Origin of the sequence: Dyella sp. AtDHG13, from assembly GCF_003201105.1 — a bacterium.
Lineage (GTDB): Bacteria > Pseudomonadota > Gammaproteobacteria > Xanthomonadales > Rhodanobacteraceae > Dyella > Dyella jiangningensis_B.
On record NZ_QICJ01000013.1, the window covers coordinates 1 to 15,605 of the forward strand.

At 65.2% G+C, this 15,605-nt stretch carries 15 protein-coding genes; 10 read left to right on the plus strand and 5 right to left on the minus strand.

Features of this window, described 5'->3' with window-relative positions; all coding sequences use genetic code 11:
- Both BDW41_RS23420 and BDW41_RS18790 read left to right on the plus strand, forming a co-directional pair.
- Nucleotides 1–200: hypothetical protein (locus BDW41_RS23420; RefSeq protein WP_233496932.1), on the plus strand; the 200-nt coding region annotated here is incomplete at its 5' end.
- Between the two features lie 148 nt (nucleotides 201–348).
- Complete coding sequence (locus BDW41_RS18790) at nucleotides 349–660, plus strand: HigA family addiction module antitoxin (RefSeq protein ID WP_074551367.1); 312 nt, start codon at nucleotides 349–351, stop codon at nucleotides 658–660.
- A 197-nt stretch (nucleotides 661–857) separates the two neighbouring features.
- Here the strand turns inward: BDW41_RS18790 and BDW41_RS18795 are convergent, their stop codons facing one another.
- The 4 genes from BDW41_RS18795 to BDW41_RS18810 form a co-directional block, all read right to left on the minus strand.
- Nucleotides 858–2,762, minus strand: coding sequence for a glycoside hydrolase family 76 protein (locus BDW41_RS18795; protein WP_074551366.1), 1,905 nt, complete (start codon nucleotides 2,760–2,762; stop codon nucleotides 858–860).
- Between the two features lie 421 nt (nucleotides 2,763–3,183).
- Complete coding sequence (locus tag BDW41_RS18800) at nucleotides 3,184–3,642, minus strand: MarR family transcriptional regulator (protein ID WP_074551364.1); 459 nt, start codon at nucleotides 3,640–3,642, stop codon at nucleotides 3,184–3,186.
- Complete coding sequence (locus BDW41_RS18805; protein ID WP_074551363.1) at nucleotides 3,639–5,081, minus strand: MFS transporter; 1,443 nt, start codon at nucleotides 5,079–5,081, stop codon at nucleotides 3,639–3,641. Before BDW41_RS18805 ends, BDW41_RS18800 begins: the two co-directional genes overlap by 4 nt.
- Nucleotides 5,082–5,112: 31 nt before the next feature.
- Complete coding sequence (locus tag BDW41_RS18810) at nucleotides 5,113–6,639, minus strand: FAD-dependent monooxygenase (RefSeq protein ID WP_074551361.1); 1,527 nt, start codon at nucleotides 6,637–6,639, stop codon at nucleotides 5,113–5,115.
- Nucleotides 6,640–6,719: 80 nt separating this feature from the next.
- Here BDW41_RS18810 and BDW41_RS18815 point away from each other — a divergent pair, with 80 nt between their 5' ends.
- The 4 genes from BDW41_RS18815 to BDW41_RS18830 all read left to right on the plus strand — a co-directional run bounded on the left by BDW41_RS18815 (nucleotide 6,720) and on the right by BDW41_RS18830 (nucleotide 10,613).
- Nucleotides 6,720–7,358 carry a TetR/AcrR family transcriptional regulator gene (locus BDW41_RS18815; protein WP_074551359.1) on the plus strand — a complete coding sequence of 213 codons (639 nt, stop codon included), beginning with the start codon at nucleotides 6,720–6,722 and terminating at the stop codon, nucleotides 7,356–7,358.
- A 150-nt stretch (nucleotides 7,359–7,508) separates the two neighbouring features.
- Entirely contained in the window at nucleotides 7,509–8,615 is a 1,107-nt protein-coding gene (locus BDW41_RS18820) for a histidine kinase (protein ID WP_083337756.1), read from the plus strand.
- Nucleotides 8,612–9,352, plus strand: coding sequence for a LytTR family DNA-binding domain-containing protein (locus BDW41_RS18825; RefSeq protein WP_074551357.1), 741 nt, complete (start codon nucleotides 8,612–8,614; stop codon nucleotides 9,350–9,352). The genes BDW41_RS18820 and BDW41_RS18825 overlap by 4 nt, the downstream gene beginning before the upstream one ends.
- A 103-nt stretch (nucleotides 9,353–9,455) precedes the next feature.
- Entirely contained in the window at nucleotides 9,456–10,613 is a 1,158-nt protein-coding gene (locus BDW41_RS18830; protein WP_074551355.1) for an acyltransferase family protein, read from the plus strand.
- Nucleotides 10,614–10,684: 71 nt separating this feature from the next.
- Here the strand turns inward: BDW41_RS18830 and BDW41_RS18835 are convergent, their stop codons facing one another.
- Nucleotides 10,685–12,355 carry a WG repeat-containing protein gene (locus tag BDW41_RS18835; RefSeq protein ID WP_074551353.1) on the minus strand — a complete coding sequence of 557 codons (1,671 nt, stop codon included), beginning with the start codon at nucleotides 12,353–12,355 and terminating at the stop codon, nucleotides 10,685–10,687.
- A 515-nt stretch (nucleotides 12,356–12,870) separates the two neighbouring features.
- On the opposite strand from BDW41_RS18835, the gene BDW41_RS18840 reads away from it, so the two are divergent.
- Genes BDW41_RS18840 through BDW41_RS18855 form a run of 4 tightly spaced genes read left to right on the plus strand, consistent with a single transcriptional unit; the run spans nucleotide 12,871 to nucleotide 15,581 of the window.
- Nucleotides 12,871–13,446 carry a GspH/FimT family pseudopilin gene (locus BDW41_RS18840; protein ID WP_074551351.1) on the plus strand — a complete coding sequence of 192 codons (576 nt, stop codon included), beginning with the start codon at nucleotides 12,871–12,873 and terminating at the stop codon, nucleotides 13,444–13,446.
- 2 nt (nucleotides 13,447–13,448) lie between these two features.
- A complete protein-coding gene (pilV, locus tag BDW41_RS18845; protein WP_074551387.1) occupies nucleotides 13,449–13,946 on the plus strand; it encodes a type IV pilus modification protein PilV in 498 nt (165 codons plus the stop codon).
- A 41-nt stretch (nucleotides 13,947–13,987) separates the two neighbouring features.
- Nucleotides 13,988–14,950, plus strand: coding sequence for a PilW family protein (locus BDW41_RS18850; protein WP_074551349.1), 963 nt, complete (start codon nucleotides 13,988–13,990; stop codon nucleotides 14,948–14,950).
- Nucleotide 14,951: 1 nt separating this feature from the next.
- On the plus strand, nucleotides 14,952–15,581 hold the full coding sequence (locus BDW41_RS18855) for a PilX N-terminal domain-containing pilus assembly protein (RefSeq protein WP_233496933.1): 630 nt from the start codon (nucleotides 14,952–14,954) through the stop codon (nucleotides 15,579–15,581).
- The last annotated feature ends 24 nt before the right edge of the window (nucleotides 15,582–15,605 follow it).

Here is a 15,605-nt window from a genome sequence, read left to right on the forward strand (position 1 = left end):
ACCCGCAAACCACGGCGCTCCGCGTGCTCACGTACCTGCGTGATCGCCTGGAACAGCGTGAATGGCTGGTCATCACGGGCATGCCGGGCGAACCCGTCGAGTCGTTGACGAGTGAAGTGTCGGCGGCGCTCGATGTTGCCGTGCACTGCATCGAGCTATCCGCTGGCGCGCCATCCCAACGGTGCGTCGTAGCCGCTTAAACCCCGTCCGTTGATCGTCCCGTGGCGCATCGGCTCACGGGTCGATGCGCCACACCTCAGGGCGGTCACGGGCGGGGCTAAGGATTCCCTTACATGTGACGACGCGAACCCTGCGTCGGTGTTTCCCTGTGCCTGACAGGAGTTCACCATGACGGCCATCCGCCTCGATCCCCAGTTCCAGCTGGACCCCACGCAGCGCCTGCGTTCGCCGGGCGACGTGCTGCGCGACGACTACATGCTTCCCGCCGCCATGACGGCCACCGAACTCGCGCGCCGCACCGGCCTGCCGCTGCGTCAGGTTCGCCGCGTCATCCACGGCGAACCCATCGATGCGGAATGCGCCATCCGCTTCGCGGCCGTGTTCCGCACGACCGCGCTGTACTGGATGGTGTTGCAGGTGGAGTTCGACATGGCGCGCGAGCGGCGCAGGCACCTGCCCGGCGGCTTGGGTGTGCGGTAAGCCATGACGTAGCCCGGATGAAGCCGAAGGCGGAATCCGGGAATGCACGGCTCATCAAAGCCCGAACGTTCAAACCACGCGCCACTTCATCGACGTCAATACCGTGAACCCGGATTCCGCCTTCGGCTTCATCCGGGCTACGGGAGGCTACGCGAGGTGTCTCCGTCCTCGTGTGGTCGAGGACGGAGACGATGGGTTTATTCCACGATGGCGGCCTTGACGTGGTACACGCGTCCGCCCCAGCCGTCATTGGGGAAGGCGTCCGACACCTTCACGTAGACCGGTCGCGCGCCATTGCTGGCGGGGCCGAGGTAGGGCGTCAGGTCGATGGTGCGGTCGGCCTTGTTGGAGCCATCGGTGAGCGGCTGCGCCTGTTGCAGTACGGTGGTCCAGTTCGCGTTGTCGTTGCTGACCTGCACGAGGAATTCGTTGTCGATAGTCAGTGTGACTTGCGCGGAGCTGGTGTCGGCCGGCAGCGGGAACCGGTAGGTGAAGTGCGCGCTGCCGTCGGCGAAGCGGTTCTGCACGCCGTTGCTCTGTGAGCCATCGGGATCGAACAGCCACGGTGTTTCGTTGATGGTGCCGGTATCGAAGTCGATGCTGTGCGCGATCAGCACATCGGCCTGGGTGGTGAAGCTCAAGCCTGCCGCCGCCAGGTTGGCGGTGAGCATGTGATGCCCATCCGTCGCGGCGCTCGGCACGGTGAGTTGCAGCGGCAGCCTGTCGCTGGCCGGCACGGCGTTGCCATGCGGCAGCAGGCGCATCATCGTGGCGCGCGGGGTGACGTTCCAGCCGGCGTGTGCGTCGATGCTGGTACGCACCTGCAACGGGAAGAAGCCAGTGGCCGAGGCGTTGAGGTCGATGGCGATGGTGGTGGGCCCTGAGGCGGACGGCATCACCACCGGTTGCGCCGGCGACATGGTCGCGGCCAGCGATTCCTGTGGCGTCAACGTCGGCACGTCGCCGATCAGGGCGCTCATGGCGCTGGCCTGCGTGCGCCAGTCGAACACGTTGGGGTTGCTTGTACTCGTGGCGCCGGACCAACGGGTGCCGAGCCGGCCGGCGGCGTCGCGGTCGTTGTTCCAGATGCCTTGCGCTTGCTGGTCGAGGAAGGCCGCGTACTGGCTGTCGTGCGTGGTGTCGACCAGGTCGGTCCAATAGCGCATGAAGATGCCCTTGAACTGCTTGGCGTTGTCGTCGCAGGTCTGGTTGGTGGCATCGCAGGTTTCGGTGAGCACGCCGTTGCTCACCAGCGCGTTCGGTCCGATGGCGGCATCGGCCAGTCGGCGCACAGTGGCGAGAATCTGCGGGTCACGCGTGGCGCGCCACAGTTCCAGTCCCGCGCCGATCGCCAGGCCCTGGTTGTAGCTCCACACGTTCTGGCCGTTGTTGGCGCAGGTGTCGGTGAGCCCATCGTTCACCAGGCCATTGGCGTTGATCATGCCGCTGCCCTGGAACCACGCCCACGCCGTGCGCGAGCGGGCCAGCCACTGCTGGTCGCCGGGAATGCGGTTGTGCAGTTCGGCGGTAAGCCGTATCCACAAGCCGTTGGTCACGGCGTTCTTGTAGGTGCGCTCGGCGTTCCACCACACGCCGCCGCCGCAGGTGCTGGTGTCCCAGTAGCCGTTGACGTAGTTGGCGATGGTCACCGCCATGTTGAGGTACTTCGGGTCCTGGGTCAGGTCATAGGCCTGCACCCAGGTCAGGCCCCACCACTCGGTATCGTCGATGGCGCGGCTGGTGAAGTTGCCGAGCAGCGGATCGCCCGACAACACGCCGCCGGGAAACACGCCCTTGTCCTTTTCGAAGGTGTTGTCCAGCTGGCCGACGTAGCGGCGGTCGCCGGTGCGTTGCATGTAGTCGCCGATGGTCTGCAGGGCCACGGCGGAGTTCCACCAGCTGGATGGAAACCAGGCCTTGTTCGGGTCGTAAGAACTCATCAACACATCCGCCGCCACCCGGGCACGGGCAACGGCGGTCGGGCCGTCGTTGTGCGGGTTGGCGGCTTGCGCGGCGGCCGTGGAAGGAAAGGCCGCCACGGCCATCAGGCTGGCGGCGGCCAGCAATGTCCGGACTCGTATGCGTACGGCTTCGAGATTCATGATCAGAAGCGCTCCAGTCGGATACCCACAAAGGGAATGAGGGCGGCGTTGCCCTCAAGCGTCCAGCGCCGGACCGTGGGCGGTGATCCGGCTTGGAAACGTGCATCCATTGGGCCGTTTAGACGGCCATGTCCCGCGTTCGCACCGGCACGGCACACCCCTGCGCTTGCCGCCGCGCCACTGCGAATCCAGAATTTCAATCGATCTAAATTGATTCCCTAAAAAAGGGCCATGACGCGATGACCCCGTGAACAGATGTTTGGCGAAGGATGCCTGCGCGGGACTGTAGCGCGCTTTGCCATCCGGAAGCTTGTTGCATTGCGGAAGGGCGCCATGGGCTTGCCGCACGGCCGCTACACGAAAGGCGCGATGCGTTCGTGCGTTGAACGCATGCGCGCCTTGCGTGTTTCGCGGCGACGATTCAATCCGTGCGTTGCGCGCTCTGCTCGAAGCGCTCGATCTTGTCCAGGATGCGGCGCAGATGCGCCAGATCCGTGTTCGAGAGTTGCTGCACGGCAGGCGGTGCGTCGTCGCGCACCGTGCGATGCATCAGGTCCACGAGTTTGCGCCCCGCAGGCGTCAGTGACACCAGCTTCGCGCGCCGGCTGTCCGGATGCGGCTGGCGTTGCACCAGGCCGCGTTCTTCCAGATCGTTCACGGCAACCGTGGTGGCGGGGGCATCGCTGTCCGTCATGTCGGCCAGCTGTTTCAGGGTAACGGGCGCATCCAGCAACCGCTTCAACACGCGCACGCGGCTGAAGGGCAGGCCGGTGGCTTCGCTGACCTTGCGGCGCCACTCGCCACGCGTTTCCCACACCAGGCTCACCAGCGCCTGCCAGATCAGGTCGGCTTCGCTGCCGCTTGTCGGGTGCCGGGTCATGCCGGTGCTCCGGTGGGTGCTTCTTCCAGCAGATGCGCGGCATGGCGCGTGGTGTCGCGCGCCCAGCCGGTGTTGGACAACCATGCCAGCAGCAAAATGGTAACGCCGCCGCCCGTCATCAACCACCAGAACGGATGCGAGGCTTGGGCAAACCCATCGTGCATGTGCGTGCCCACGATGGTGCCGGCCAGCGCGACGCCGAGCGAGGCGCCGATCTGCCGGCTGGTCGAGGCCACCGCCGCGGCAAGGCCGGCCTGCGCCTTGGGCATGCCCGACACGGCGGTGTTGGTGATGGGCGCGTTGACCATGCCAAAGCCGATGCCGAAGATCACATAGGTCAGCAGCAGCAACGGCAGCGGCGTGGTGGCGGTGAGCTGCGTCATGATCAACGCGCTGACGATGGTGGCCGTGCCGGCGGCCAGCAGTGAAGGGCGCGTGCCGTATGCGCCCACCAGCCGCCCGGAGAACGGCGAGCAAAGAATGGTCGCCAGCGCGAGCGGCAAGGTGCACAGGCCCGTATGGAAGGCCGAAAGGCCGCGCACGCCCTGCAGGTACAAAGCGTTGAGAAACAGAAAGCCGGAGAACGCCGAGAAGCTGCATACGGCGATCAGCGTGGCGCTGCTGAACGGCGCGCTGCGAAAGAAGCGCACGTCGATCAGGGGCTCGTGGCGCCGCGGCTCGTAGACAAGCAAGGCCACCAGCGCCAGCGCGGCAGCGGCGAACAGGCCGACGATGGTCGTCGAACCCCAGCCCGCGTGTGGGCCTTCAATCACCGCATAGGTCACCGTAGCCAGGATGGTGAACACCAGCAGCTGGCCGATGGGATCCACGCGGCGCGGCTTCGGCGCGCGCGATTCGGGAATGTAGCGCGCCGCCAGCAGCATGGCCGCCGCGCCCACCGGCAGGTTGACCCAGAAGATGGAACGCCAGCCGATGCTCTGCGTGAGCGCGCCGCCGATCACTGGCCCCAGCGCCATCGATATACCGGCCACCGCGCCCCAGATGCCGATGGCGCGGGCGCGTTCCTTCGGCTCATGGAAGGTGTTGGCGATGATCGACATCGCGACCGGGTTGAGCATGGTCGCGCCCAGCGCCTGCACCACGCGGAAGGCGGACAACCCGTGAATGTTCGGCGCAACGCTGCACAGCAGCGAGCCCAGCATGAACAGCGCCATGCCCGACTGGAAAACGCGGCGGCGTCCGAAGCGATCCGCCATGGAACCGGCCAGCATCAGCAGGCTCGCCACCACCATGGTGTACGCGTCGATCACCCACTGCAGCCCCGATATCGATGCGCCCAGGTCCTGCCGGATGGCGGGCAGCGCGACGTTCACGATGGTGGCATCCATCGCGACCATCAGCAGGCTGAGGCAGCAGATGGCGAGGATAAGGTTGGGGTGGGCCGGTGCCCGGGCGGGCGCTTCAATAGTTGTATTCATGCAACTATTGTGTAATGACAACTATTTGGCGTCAACTGGCCAGCGCGGGTGCATGAGCCGGCATGGGTTCGCCGAACCATCGCAGCGCCACTTGCGACGCCTCGTTGGGGTCGGGCCTGTCTTGCGTGGCCCACGCCACGAGTCCGTCGGGGCGAACGAGCAGGGCGCTCAGGCCGAGCGTGTCCGCCGCACCGCTTGCGACATAGGCGAGTCGATCTTCCCAGCGGCCGGCCAACTGGCGCAGCGATGCGTTGTCGCCAAAGTCCAGCAGCAGGCCCTTGCCCGTCCGGAGCCGTTCGCCGGGCCGGGTTCCGTCGCTCAGTGCGAAGTCGGGCACGCTGCATCCCACCAGTGGATGGCCTTCGCCCAGATCGTGCCGCAGTCGAACGCCCCATACGCGTCCGGCGATGTAAGTGGCGCCGTCGGTGGTGTCGATCAGGTCGCGGATGATCGCCTCCAGCGCACGCGAACTCGGGCTCGGCCGCATCAGCGCCACTTGCGCGCGCGACCAGTCGAGCACTTGCGCAGCGATGGGCATGCGTTCGCTCTCGTAGGTGTCGAGCAGGTCGTCGGGCGCATCGCCCCGCAGCGTGGCGGCAAGTTTCCAGCCCAGGTTCATGGCGTCACCGATGCCAAGGTTCAGGCCCTGGCCGCCCAGGGGCGAATGCACGTGGGCGGCGTCGCCGGCGAGCAGTACGCGTCCGCGCCGATACGTGGTGGCCTGGTAGGCGCGATCGGTCCAGGTGGTGGCCAGCCGCAGTGCGGTGAGGGTGACGTGCGTGCCGGCGATGCGGCGCAGCACGCGCTGCACGTGTTCGAGCGTGATCGGCTGCGTGCGATGGAAGATGCCGCCGTCGAAGTCGACCATCGCTATCGTGCCCGGTCGCGCATAGGTATACATGCCGGTCGGCGTGTAATGGCGGCCCAGGCGGAGCATGTCCGGCTCGGCGAGTTCGGCGTCGATGGAATAACCGGTGAACTCCGGTTCCGTGCCGCTGAATTCGAAGCCGCACGCCTTGCGCACCGTGCTGCGTCCGCCATCGCAGCCCACCAGCCAGCGCGCATGAACGTGCCCGTCGGTGGTGCGTATGCTCACGGCGTCGTTCGACTGTTCAACGCCTTCCACCCCCACGCCGCGCCGGATATCGGCGCCCATCGCGACAGCGCGGGCAGCGAGCATGGACTCCAGCGATTCCAGCTCGACCGCCATGCTCGTATCGGCGGGCCCGGGCAGGCGATACGGCCACGCCGAGGCGTCGACCTGGTCGAGATGGAACGGCATGCCGGCAAAGTGGCCGCCGGGCCGGCGCGCTTGATGGGCCCAATGCGGGGCCGCTGGGCCTTGCGCTGCGGCGACGTCGTTCAACAGGCCACGGCGATGCAAGGCCTCCAGCGTGGGCACCGACAGCCCGCGCATGCCGAAGGGCAGGCGCTTCAAGGGCGCATGGGGATCGGCCGCCTGTTCCAGCACCAGCACGGAAACGCCGGCCAGGCGTAGTTCGCAGGCCAGGAACAGGCCAACCGGACCCGCGCCGGCAATGGCGACATCATGGATCATGGCAATCTCCTCAAACGGACGCCGCGCCGCCGGGAAGGGCTGCACGGCAAAAATCTTACACTCAGTATAATATTTTGGATATGAACCCCAGCAAGCCCGACCAGCCGGGACTCCGCGACCGCAAGAAGGCGGCGACACGCGAGGCGATCTCGGACGTCGCCACGCGCCTGTTCGTCGAACACGGCTTCGACAACGTGTCCATCGACGACATCGCCCGCGAAGCGGACGTGTCCAGAAAAACCGTGTTCAACTACTTCGCGCGCAAGGAAGACCTGTTCTTCGACCGCGAGGATGACGCCAGGACATTGGTTCGCGAGGCGCTTGCCGTGCGCGGCGAGCAGCGGCCCATTCCCGCGTTTCAGGCGCTCATGCGTGCGTTGCTGGCGGCGCGGCATCCGCTGCTGCGCGTGACGCGGCGAACCGACCAGTTCTGGCGCACCGTGGCCGAGAGCCCGACGCTTACCACGCGCGCGCGCGAACTGCAGGTGACGCTGGCCGATGACCTTGCTGTCATGCTGTGCGATGCCGTGGGCCAACCGCACGTCGACCCCGACGGCCGCCTCGCCGCCGCCATGCTGATGGACACGATGGTGGTCGCCTACGGCGCGGCGCTTCGCGCGTTTCGGGCGAAACAGAAGCCGGACGCGGTACTCATGAACGTGATGGAGCGCGGCTTCCGTGGCGTCGACGCCGCGCTTGCCGGTACGCCGTATGCGTGATGCCGAGCCATCGGTTCACTCGTTGGCCTGATGCACGCAGTGCCGTGAAGCCGCCAAGGCGGCCTTGCGCCCGTCCGCTTCACCCCAGCATGGTCCCGCTCGCCCCATGATTCGCGTTCATCGCCAGGGAGGCGGCTACACTCGACCGCCATGAACACGCCAGCCAGCCCACATCAGGCAGCCGCCCACGGCGACCACGGCCCGCCGTTTTCAGTGGGAACGCTGGCGGTGCTATGGGTGGCGTTCTGGCTGCTGATGGTCAGCGTTTCCATGCAGGACGCACTGCGCAATCCGCTGACGCGCTGGTGGGAGCCGGTGCTGTGGGAGGGCAGTTCGGCGCTGGTCGCGACCGTGTGGATGTTGCTCGCCGTGCGGATACGCGGGCGCTACATGCCGTATCTGGACAGGCCGCTGCGCTGGTTCGGCAGCTACCTGCGCTGGTTGCCGTTGGTGATCGGTACATGGATCGCGGCGGTGTATCCGATGCGCGCGGCCGTCTACGCGGCCGTGGGGCGCACCTACGAACACTCGCCGTGGAGCTACGTGGTGGTGTACGAAAGCTTCAAGCTGGTGATCTTCACCGGTTTGTGGCTCGGCATCCTGTTCGGCATCGATTCCTATGGGCAATGGCAGCTGCAGCGGCAACGCCTGCTGCGAACGCAGAAGGCGCTGGCCGAGTCGCAGCTGGCCCAGTTGCAGGGACAGTTGCGGCCGCACTTTCTGTTCAATGCGCTCAATACCGTTTCCGCCCTGATGCACACGGACGTGGCGCGCGCCGACCGTCTGGTGGCGACGCTGGGCGACCTCTTGCGCATCAGCCTTCGATCTGGCGAGAACGAGATGACCACGCTCGCCGAGGAACTCCGCACGCTTGAGCTATACGCGGACATCATGAGCGAGCGGTTTCGCGATCGCGTTACGCTGGGCTGGCAAATCGATCCCGCACTGCAGGGCGTGCCCGTGCCGGCACTGTTGCTGCAACCGCTGCTCGAGAACGTGTTCAAGCATGGCGTGGAGCGCACGGTGGCGCGGATACGCATCCAGATCAGCACGCGTCGCGATGGCGACTCGCTGGAAATCGTGGTGAGCAACTCCGGTTCCCAACTGGAGCGGGAGCATCGCGACGGCATGGGGCTGCGCAACTGCCGGGAGCGGCTGAACATCATCTACGGTGAAGCGGCCTCCTTGCAGGTAAGCAACGTGATGGGCGGTGTGGCGGCGCGCATCGTGCTGCCGCTGGCGGAGGGCGCGCCATGATCCGCGCCTTGATTGCCGATGACGAAGCGCCGGCCCGCGAAAAGCTGGCGCACTGGCTGGCGGAGCAGCCAGGTTTGTCGGTAGTTGGATCGGTCGAGGACGGCTTGTCCGCGGCGCAGTGCATCGAGGAGCTGCGCCCGGACGTGGTCTTTCTCGATATCCAGATGCCCACGCTGTCCGGGCTTCAGGTGGCGGCGCAACTTGAGCCGTCGAATGCGCCCTTGATCGTTTTCGTAACCGCGTATGACGAGCACGCCGTGAAGGCGTTCGAGCTCAACGCGGTCGACTACTTGCTCAAGCCCTATGACAGGGAGCGGCTTGCCCAGACCGTGCAGCGCGTCCGTGGCCGGCTGGTGTCCCACGAGACCGGCGCTGCCGCGGTGGCGATGGGGCGGGCGCGGGCACCGTCCTGCGAGCGCCTGCTGGTGCCGGATCGCGAACGGCTACAGCTGATCGACGCCGCATCCATCGAATGGCTGGAAGCCGACGACAACTACGTGCACGTGCACGCGGGTGGACGCGACTACCTGTTGCGCCGCACGCTGCAGGATCTGCTCTCGCAGCTGGGCGAACAGCGCTTCGTGCGCATCCACCGTTCCACGGCCGTGAACCTGGCGTGCATCGCATCGCTCGCGCCGCTGTTCAAGGGCGACTACGACATCCAATTGCACAACGGCCGCGTCCTGCGGCTGAGTCGTCGATATCGCGAGGCGCTGTTCGCTCGCATGGGGCGCTGAGGTCCGTTTCGCCACGCCTCTGCTCCGCTTGCCACCGAACTGCTGCCGGCGCTTGGCGATGGCGCAAGGCTCCTGCTTATCGTCACGACAGGAGGCAAGGGCCATGGGCGTAGGGCAGGAGCGTTACGACTTTCTCGACTGGTTGCGGGTCATCGCGATCTTCGTGCTTTTCTTCTTCCACACGGGGATGATCTTCGTGGGCTGGGGTTGGCATATCGTCAACAGCCAGACCCTACCGGCCTTGCAGTGGCCGATGGATATTGCGCATCGCCTGCGCATGCCGCTGCTGTTCGTCATTGCTGGGGCAGGGATGTGGTTTGCCTTGCAGCGGCGCAGTACGGCGATGTTCCTGAAGGAGCGGACGATCAAGCTGCTGCTGCCGCTGGTGGCCGGCATGTTCCTGATCGTGCCGCCGCAGATCTACTGCGAGCGGCTGCTGCGCGGGCAATGGTCAGGCGGCTACCTGGAGTTCTACGCCACGCGCGTGCTGCAGTTCATACCGTACCCGGCGGGCGATTTCAGCTGGCACCACCTGTGGTTCATCCTGTACTTGTATGTGTACGTGCTGTTGCTGCTACCCGCGATGCGGTGGTGGCGACGGGCCCGGCCGACGTGGGCTCCCGGGCGGTGGCTGTTCCTGCTGGGCGTTCCGCTTGGCGTCAACGAGGTGCTGCTGAAGCCGCATTTCCCTGAGTCGCATACGCTGGTCGGTGATTGGTACATCTTCAATCACTACCTGCTGCTGACCGCCTATGGGTACGTGATGGCGTCCATCCCCGGGGTATGGAAGTGGTTGTGCGAATGGCGGCGCTGGTCGCTCGCCGCCGGTGTCGCATGCTTCGTTTTGCTGATTTCGCTCTTCGAGACGGGCGCTATCCAGCATGGTTCGCTGCTGGATGGCATGGGCGCGAACGTCTTCACCTGGCTATGGATGATGGTGTTCCTGGGCTACGGCTATCGTTATCTCTCCTTCGCCCATCCGTTGCTCGTCTGGGCGAGGGAAGCGAGCTATCCGATCTATATCCTGCACCAGACGGTGATCGTCATCGTCGGGTACTTCATCGTCCAGCTTCCGTGGACGCCCTGGGCGAAGTACGCCGCGATCCTGCTTCTCAGCATGGGTGCATGCATTGCGCTTTATCAGGGAGGTATCCGACGGTATGCCGTGCTTCGCCTGCTCTTCGGGATGAAAGTGCGATCGGCGGTTTCGCGCCTTGACGCTATGCCGTATGGGCGAACCGCCCGTGACGATGTTCAGTAGCGAAGGCCGTAAAAGAAGCGGGGCCCGAAGGCCCCGCTTGCTGTCGTGCGTGGAGGCGCGGTGCGCCGGCCTCAGCCGTCGGTGGTGGGCTGCGCCTGCGTCTTCGCGTCGGCCGTGGGGCAATACGGCTTGGGGTCGGCCGGCCAGATCACCTTGCCGCTGCCATCGACCAATTGTTCCGCGCCGCACTCGGTGTGCTTGACGGCAAACAACGGCTTGCCATTCAAGTCATAGGCGGCGCGCAGCATGTGCACCGCATCGTCGCCCGTGCCGTCGATGTCGTAGCCGAGGATCACCGCGTCATCCTTGTCGATGGCGAGCTCCTGCCATTCCGGCGCGATCAGCGGCTTGCCGTCGAGGTCGAACAGGGCGACGTGGGCGTTTTCCAGGCCGTCGCGTGCGCGCAGGTAGTGGCCGCTGTCGTCGAGCTGGATATCGGTGTAATGCTCGGGCTTCAGTAGCACCTTGCCGCTGGCATCCATCAGGCCCACGGCGGGCGTGCTGTCGCTCTGGCCCAGCATGGTGACGTTGATCATCGGCGCGTCGGCGCCGCTGAACACGAAACGGTCGGGCGTAAGCATGCCGAGCTGCTTGTAGGTGGTGGGGATCAGCTCGCGGCCCTGGTTGAGGTCGTAGATGCCGTAGGTGTACGCAAAGGTCGACACTTCCTTGAACACGGATGCATAGCCCGGCACGTGGTCGAGCATGCCCAGCATCGAGCGGCCCGCCTCGCCAGCGTAGTCATAGGTGGGTTGCACCAGCCACGCGCCGGTGCGATCAATCACGCCGTATTTCCTGGTGGCGCCGTCGCCGCCCTCGTTGGTTCTGGCGAGCGCGCCCTTTTTGCCGAACGGCATGCAGTCGCCGAAGCGCGGCTCGATCACCACCTTGCCGGTGTAATCCATATAGCCGCACGGGCCGTCGTTCTTCTCGCGGAAGCTCACCAGGCCTTCGGCCGGCGTGCCCAGCAGGTCGTACTTGAGCGGAATGGTCAGGTTGCCGTTGGCGTCCACCAGGCCCTTGTGCAGGTGGTCGGGCGAGGTCACCACCATGTGGTTGTCCTGCATCTCGTCCATGTCGCCGTAGCTCACCTGCTTCTGCGTGCCATCCTTTAGGCTGATGATCCAGTGCTGGTCGCCGCGTTCGCCGATCACCCAGCCGTTACGCTTGGCGAAGTCCTGGCGCACGATTAGCGTGTCGTACAGCGCGTCGGTGAGCTGCTTGCCGTGGGCGTCCAGGATGCCGTTCTTGCCGTTGAGCTCATAGCCGATGTACTGGCCATTGCCGCCGACGAACACGTCGTCGAAGCGCGCCGGCTGCACCTGGGTGCCGTGGAAATCCATGATGCCGATCTTGCCATCGGCGCCGAAGCCGAAATAACCGGGCGACAGCTGGTAGAGATCCTTGCCCAGCGTCTTCAGCGGTGCCTTGGTCCTGGTATCGAGCAACTGCCACTGCTCGTCCCTGTGCAGCAGCATGGTGTCCTTCATCAGGAAGGGCGCGAAGGTGTCGTACTCGCCGCCTTCGAACGGCACCAGCAGCGTGGCGTTCTGGTCGATCACCGCACAGTGGCCATTGACGCAAACGGTGCTGTTGAACGGCTGCGGCGCGGGCGCCTTCTGTACCTGCGCCTGTGCCTGCGGCGTCTGGCTGGCTTGCTTGTCGCCGGAGCCGCAGGCGCCGAGCAGCAGCGCGGAAAGGGTGGTGGCAAGCAGGGCGGGGGAAACGCGGGGACGATTCATGTCGATGAGCTCCTTGGGGAAATCGTGTAGGTGCCGGCCTTGCCATGCCACCGATGCGATGACAGCAGCGAAGGCAAGCCCGACGGCATCTGTAACCCGAGATAACGAACAAGGTCGGTCGCGACTTACAGATCCCGCAGATAGTAGCCGGATACGCGGAGGCGGAATCGCCGTAACGGCTGGGCCTGGTCGCGCATGGGGCAGGTCAATGAGTCGGGCCGGGATGGGGAGGGTGCGTACGAGGGGCAAGTGTTTCCGTCAGTTTATCGTAAGTCATTGATCTCCTTGATCGCAAGAACATGCAGGGCTGGCTCGCGCCAGGCCCGGAAACTGTCGCGTCAAGAATATACACGTTAAGTCAATTACTTATATCTATATCTCGTGACCTGTGTCTCGTCGCTGCACTCCCGAACGACCGATTGTCGGCAAGTTCTTACCGTTCGTCGACGAAAGAATTTACGATCCTTCTTGTAGTCCTTAGCGTTCACGCCGGTCGTCGTAAGGGGGGGAGGGACATGCGCATCGACGCATTCGTGGGTGGCGGCACCCGTGGGCAGCGAAATGAGGGGGTCACCCTGATCGAGTTGCTAGTGACCATTGCGGTGGCCGCGGTGTTGATGGCGCTGGCCATCCCTTCCTTCCGCAACATCACGCTTTCCAACCGCCTGACGACCTCGGCCAATGAAGTGGTCAGCGCCTTGCAGACCGCGCGCATGGAGGCCATCAAACGCAACGCGCGCACGCAGCTGTGCAGCGACGCAGCCGAGGCCAACGTGAGTGGCGAGGACGACGCATTGGGCGCGGCCTGCGGCACATCGGCGGGCACCGTGGTCGCCAGTGCTTCCACCACAGCCATCGTCGTGCGCGAGAGCCAGCTCAACCTGGACGGCTCACTGCGCCTGCAGGGCAGCGTGCAGGCGCTCCGCTTCAGCGCGCAGGGCATCGCCCACGCCACGAACAGCAATACGCCGTACACCGGCAGGGTAATCGACATCTGTACGCCATCGCTGCAGGGCGACAACCATCGGGTGATCACGATGGCGGCCGGTTCGGCGCTGCAAACCCAGACAACCACGGACACCTGTTCATGACGATGCATTCCCTCCGCGCCTGCGCGAGGCCCGCTACATGCCTAGGCAGACGGCCCGCGCAACGTGGCGTTGGCCTGATCGAAGTGCTGGTGGCGGTGCTGCTGCTGTCGGTCGCTTTCCTGGGCGTGGCGGCGCTGCAGGCGCATTCCCTGTCCACCAACAACAGCGCCATGGCGCGCAGCATGGCGACCATGGCGAGCTATTCCATCCTGGATGCGATGCGCGCCGACGTCGCCCTTGCCGCCAAAGGCGGCTACAACACGGACAAGCCATTGAAGGCGAATGCCTGCCCCGACGCGGGCAGCACAATGGCGGGCGCTCAGTTGCATGACTGGTGCCTCCAGCTTGGCCAGGCCCTCGGTGCGAATGAAACGACGACCGGCGCCATCAGCTGCACCGGCGGCCTGGGCGAGTGCCTGATCACCATCACCTTCGATGACAGCCGCGCCGGCAAGGGGGGCTCCGCCAATCAAAAAGTCGTGACCAAGGGCATGTTATGACGTCGGGTTCGTTCGTGCTTTTTCCGTGGCGACGATCCGCTATGCGCGGTTTTACGCTGATCGAGCTGATGGTGGCGATGCTGCTGGGCTTGGTAGTGATGGCCGGCGTCGGCAGCGTGTTCCTGTCCAACCAGCGCGTGTATCGCACCAACAGGGCGTTGAGCGACGTGCAGGACAGCTCGCGCATAGCCTTCGAACTGCTGGCGCGCGACATCCGCAATGCGGGCCTCACCGCATGCAGCAACAATGGGCGCGTCTCCAATGTCCTGAACATCGGGCCCGCCAACAAGGGCGCTACCTGGTGGGGCGACTGGAACAACGCCATCCGCGGCTTTGAAGGCAACGATCCCGATGTGGCGGCAGGCACCTCGGCACGGGACCGCGTGGCCGGCACGGCATCGCTGCAGCTGCTTGGCGGCGACGACACCAGCTACAGCGTGGCGTCGCACGATTCCAGCGGTGCGCAGTTCACCTTGAACGAAGCCAGTGCCGACCCGATTGCGGGTGATGTATTCATCGTGTGCGACTACGACCACGCGGCCATCTTCAAATCCAGCAGCTACAACGCAAAAGCGAAGACGGTCGGGCATGCCACCGAGGGCGGGAACTGCACGGCGGGCCTGGGCTATCCCACGTCCTGCGACACCGCCAACGTCTACACGTTCGGGGCCAATGCCTATATGACGCGGCTGAACGTCGCCGACTGGTACATCGGCGTGAATGGGGACGGCGGAACGTCCCTCTATCGCCTTGGGCGGAGCGGCGGCTCGCCACAGCGCGACGAAATGGTGCGTGGCGTGACGGCCATGCAGTTGCAGTACCACCAGCAGGATCTGGCCGGCGACGCCTTTGTGACGGCGAACAAGGTCACCAACTGGAAAAACGTCACTGCGGTGCGCGTGACGCTGACCATGCGCAGCGACGATCCGCGCTCCGGCACGAACAACGCACCGATTTCCCGCCAGTTCACCGCTACCACCACTTTGCGAAACCGGGTGCCGTGAGATGACCGACACGACGATGCATGCAGTCCCTCGAAAGACCGTCGCAATCCTGGCGCACAGGCGCGCTGCGCCGTCTTCACCGCAACGCGCGCGGGGCATCGCCTTGATCGTGGCGCTGCTGTTGTTGGTGGTGATCACCCTGGTGGGCTTCGCGGCCGTACGCGGTACGCTCATGCAGCAGCGCATGGCGGCGAATCAATACGACCGTCAGATAGCCTTCCAGCACGCCGAGGCCGCGCTGCGCGTGGCAAAGGACCGCGTCGTCGCCTACCCGAACGAGGTTGCACGCAACTGCCGCACCAGCGCGACCGCATGCCTGTCCAATCCGTTCAGCGATCCCAAGCTGCCGGAAGGCAGCATTCATGATGTGGAAACGGGAACCGGGCAAGGCAAGTTCACCAAGGCGGACATCGCGGCCGGCCAGCCGCAATATGTGGTCGAAAACATGGGGAACTGGGCCGACCCGGAGTCGGACACGGGTTTCGACCAGAGCGCCAATTCATACAACTACGGCAATTCCGGCGGATCGACCACAGCAGTCTATTACCGCATCACGGCACGCAGCGGCGATCCGGCGGTGGTCGGCGATCGCGCGGTGGTTGTCCTGCAGTCCGTCGTCAAGCAGCGCTGAGTTCCATCGGCGCCCGCCAAGCGG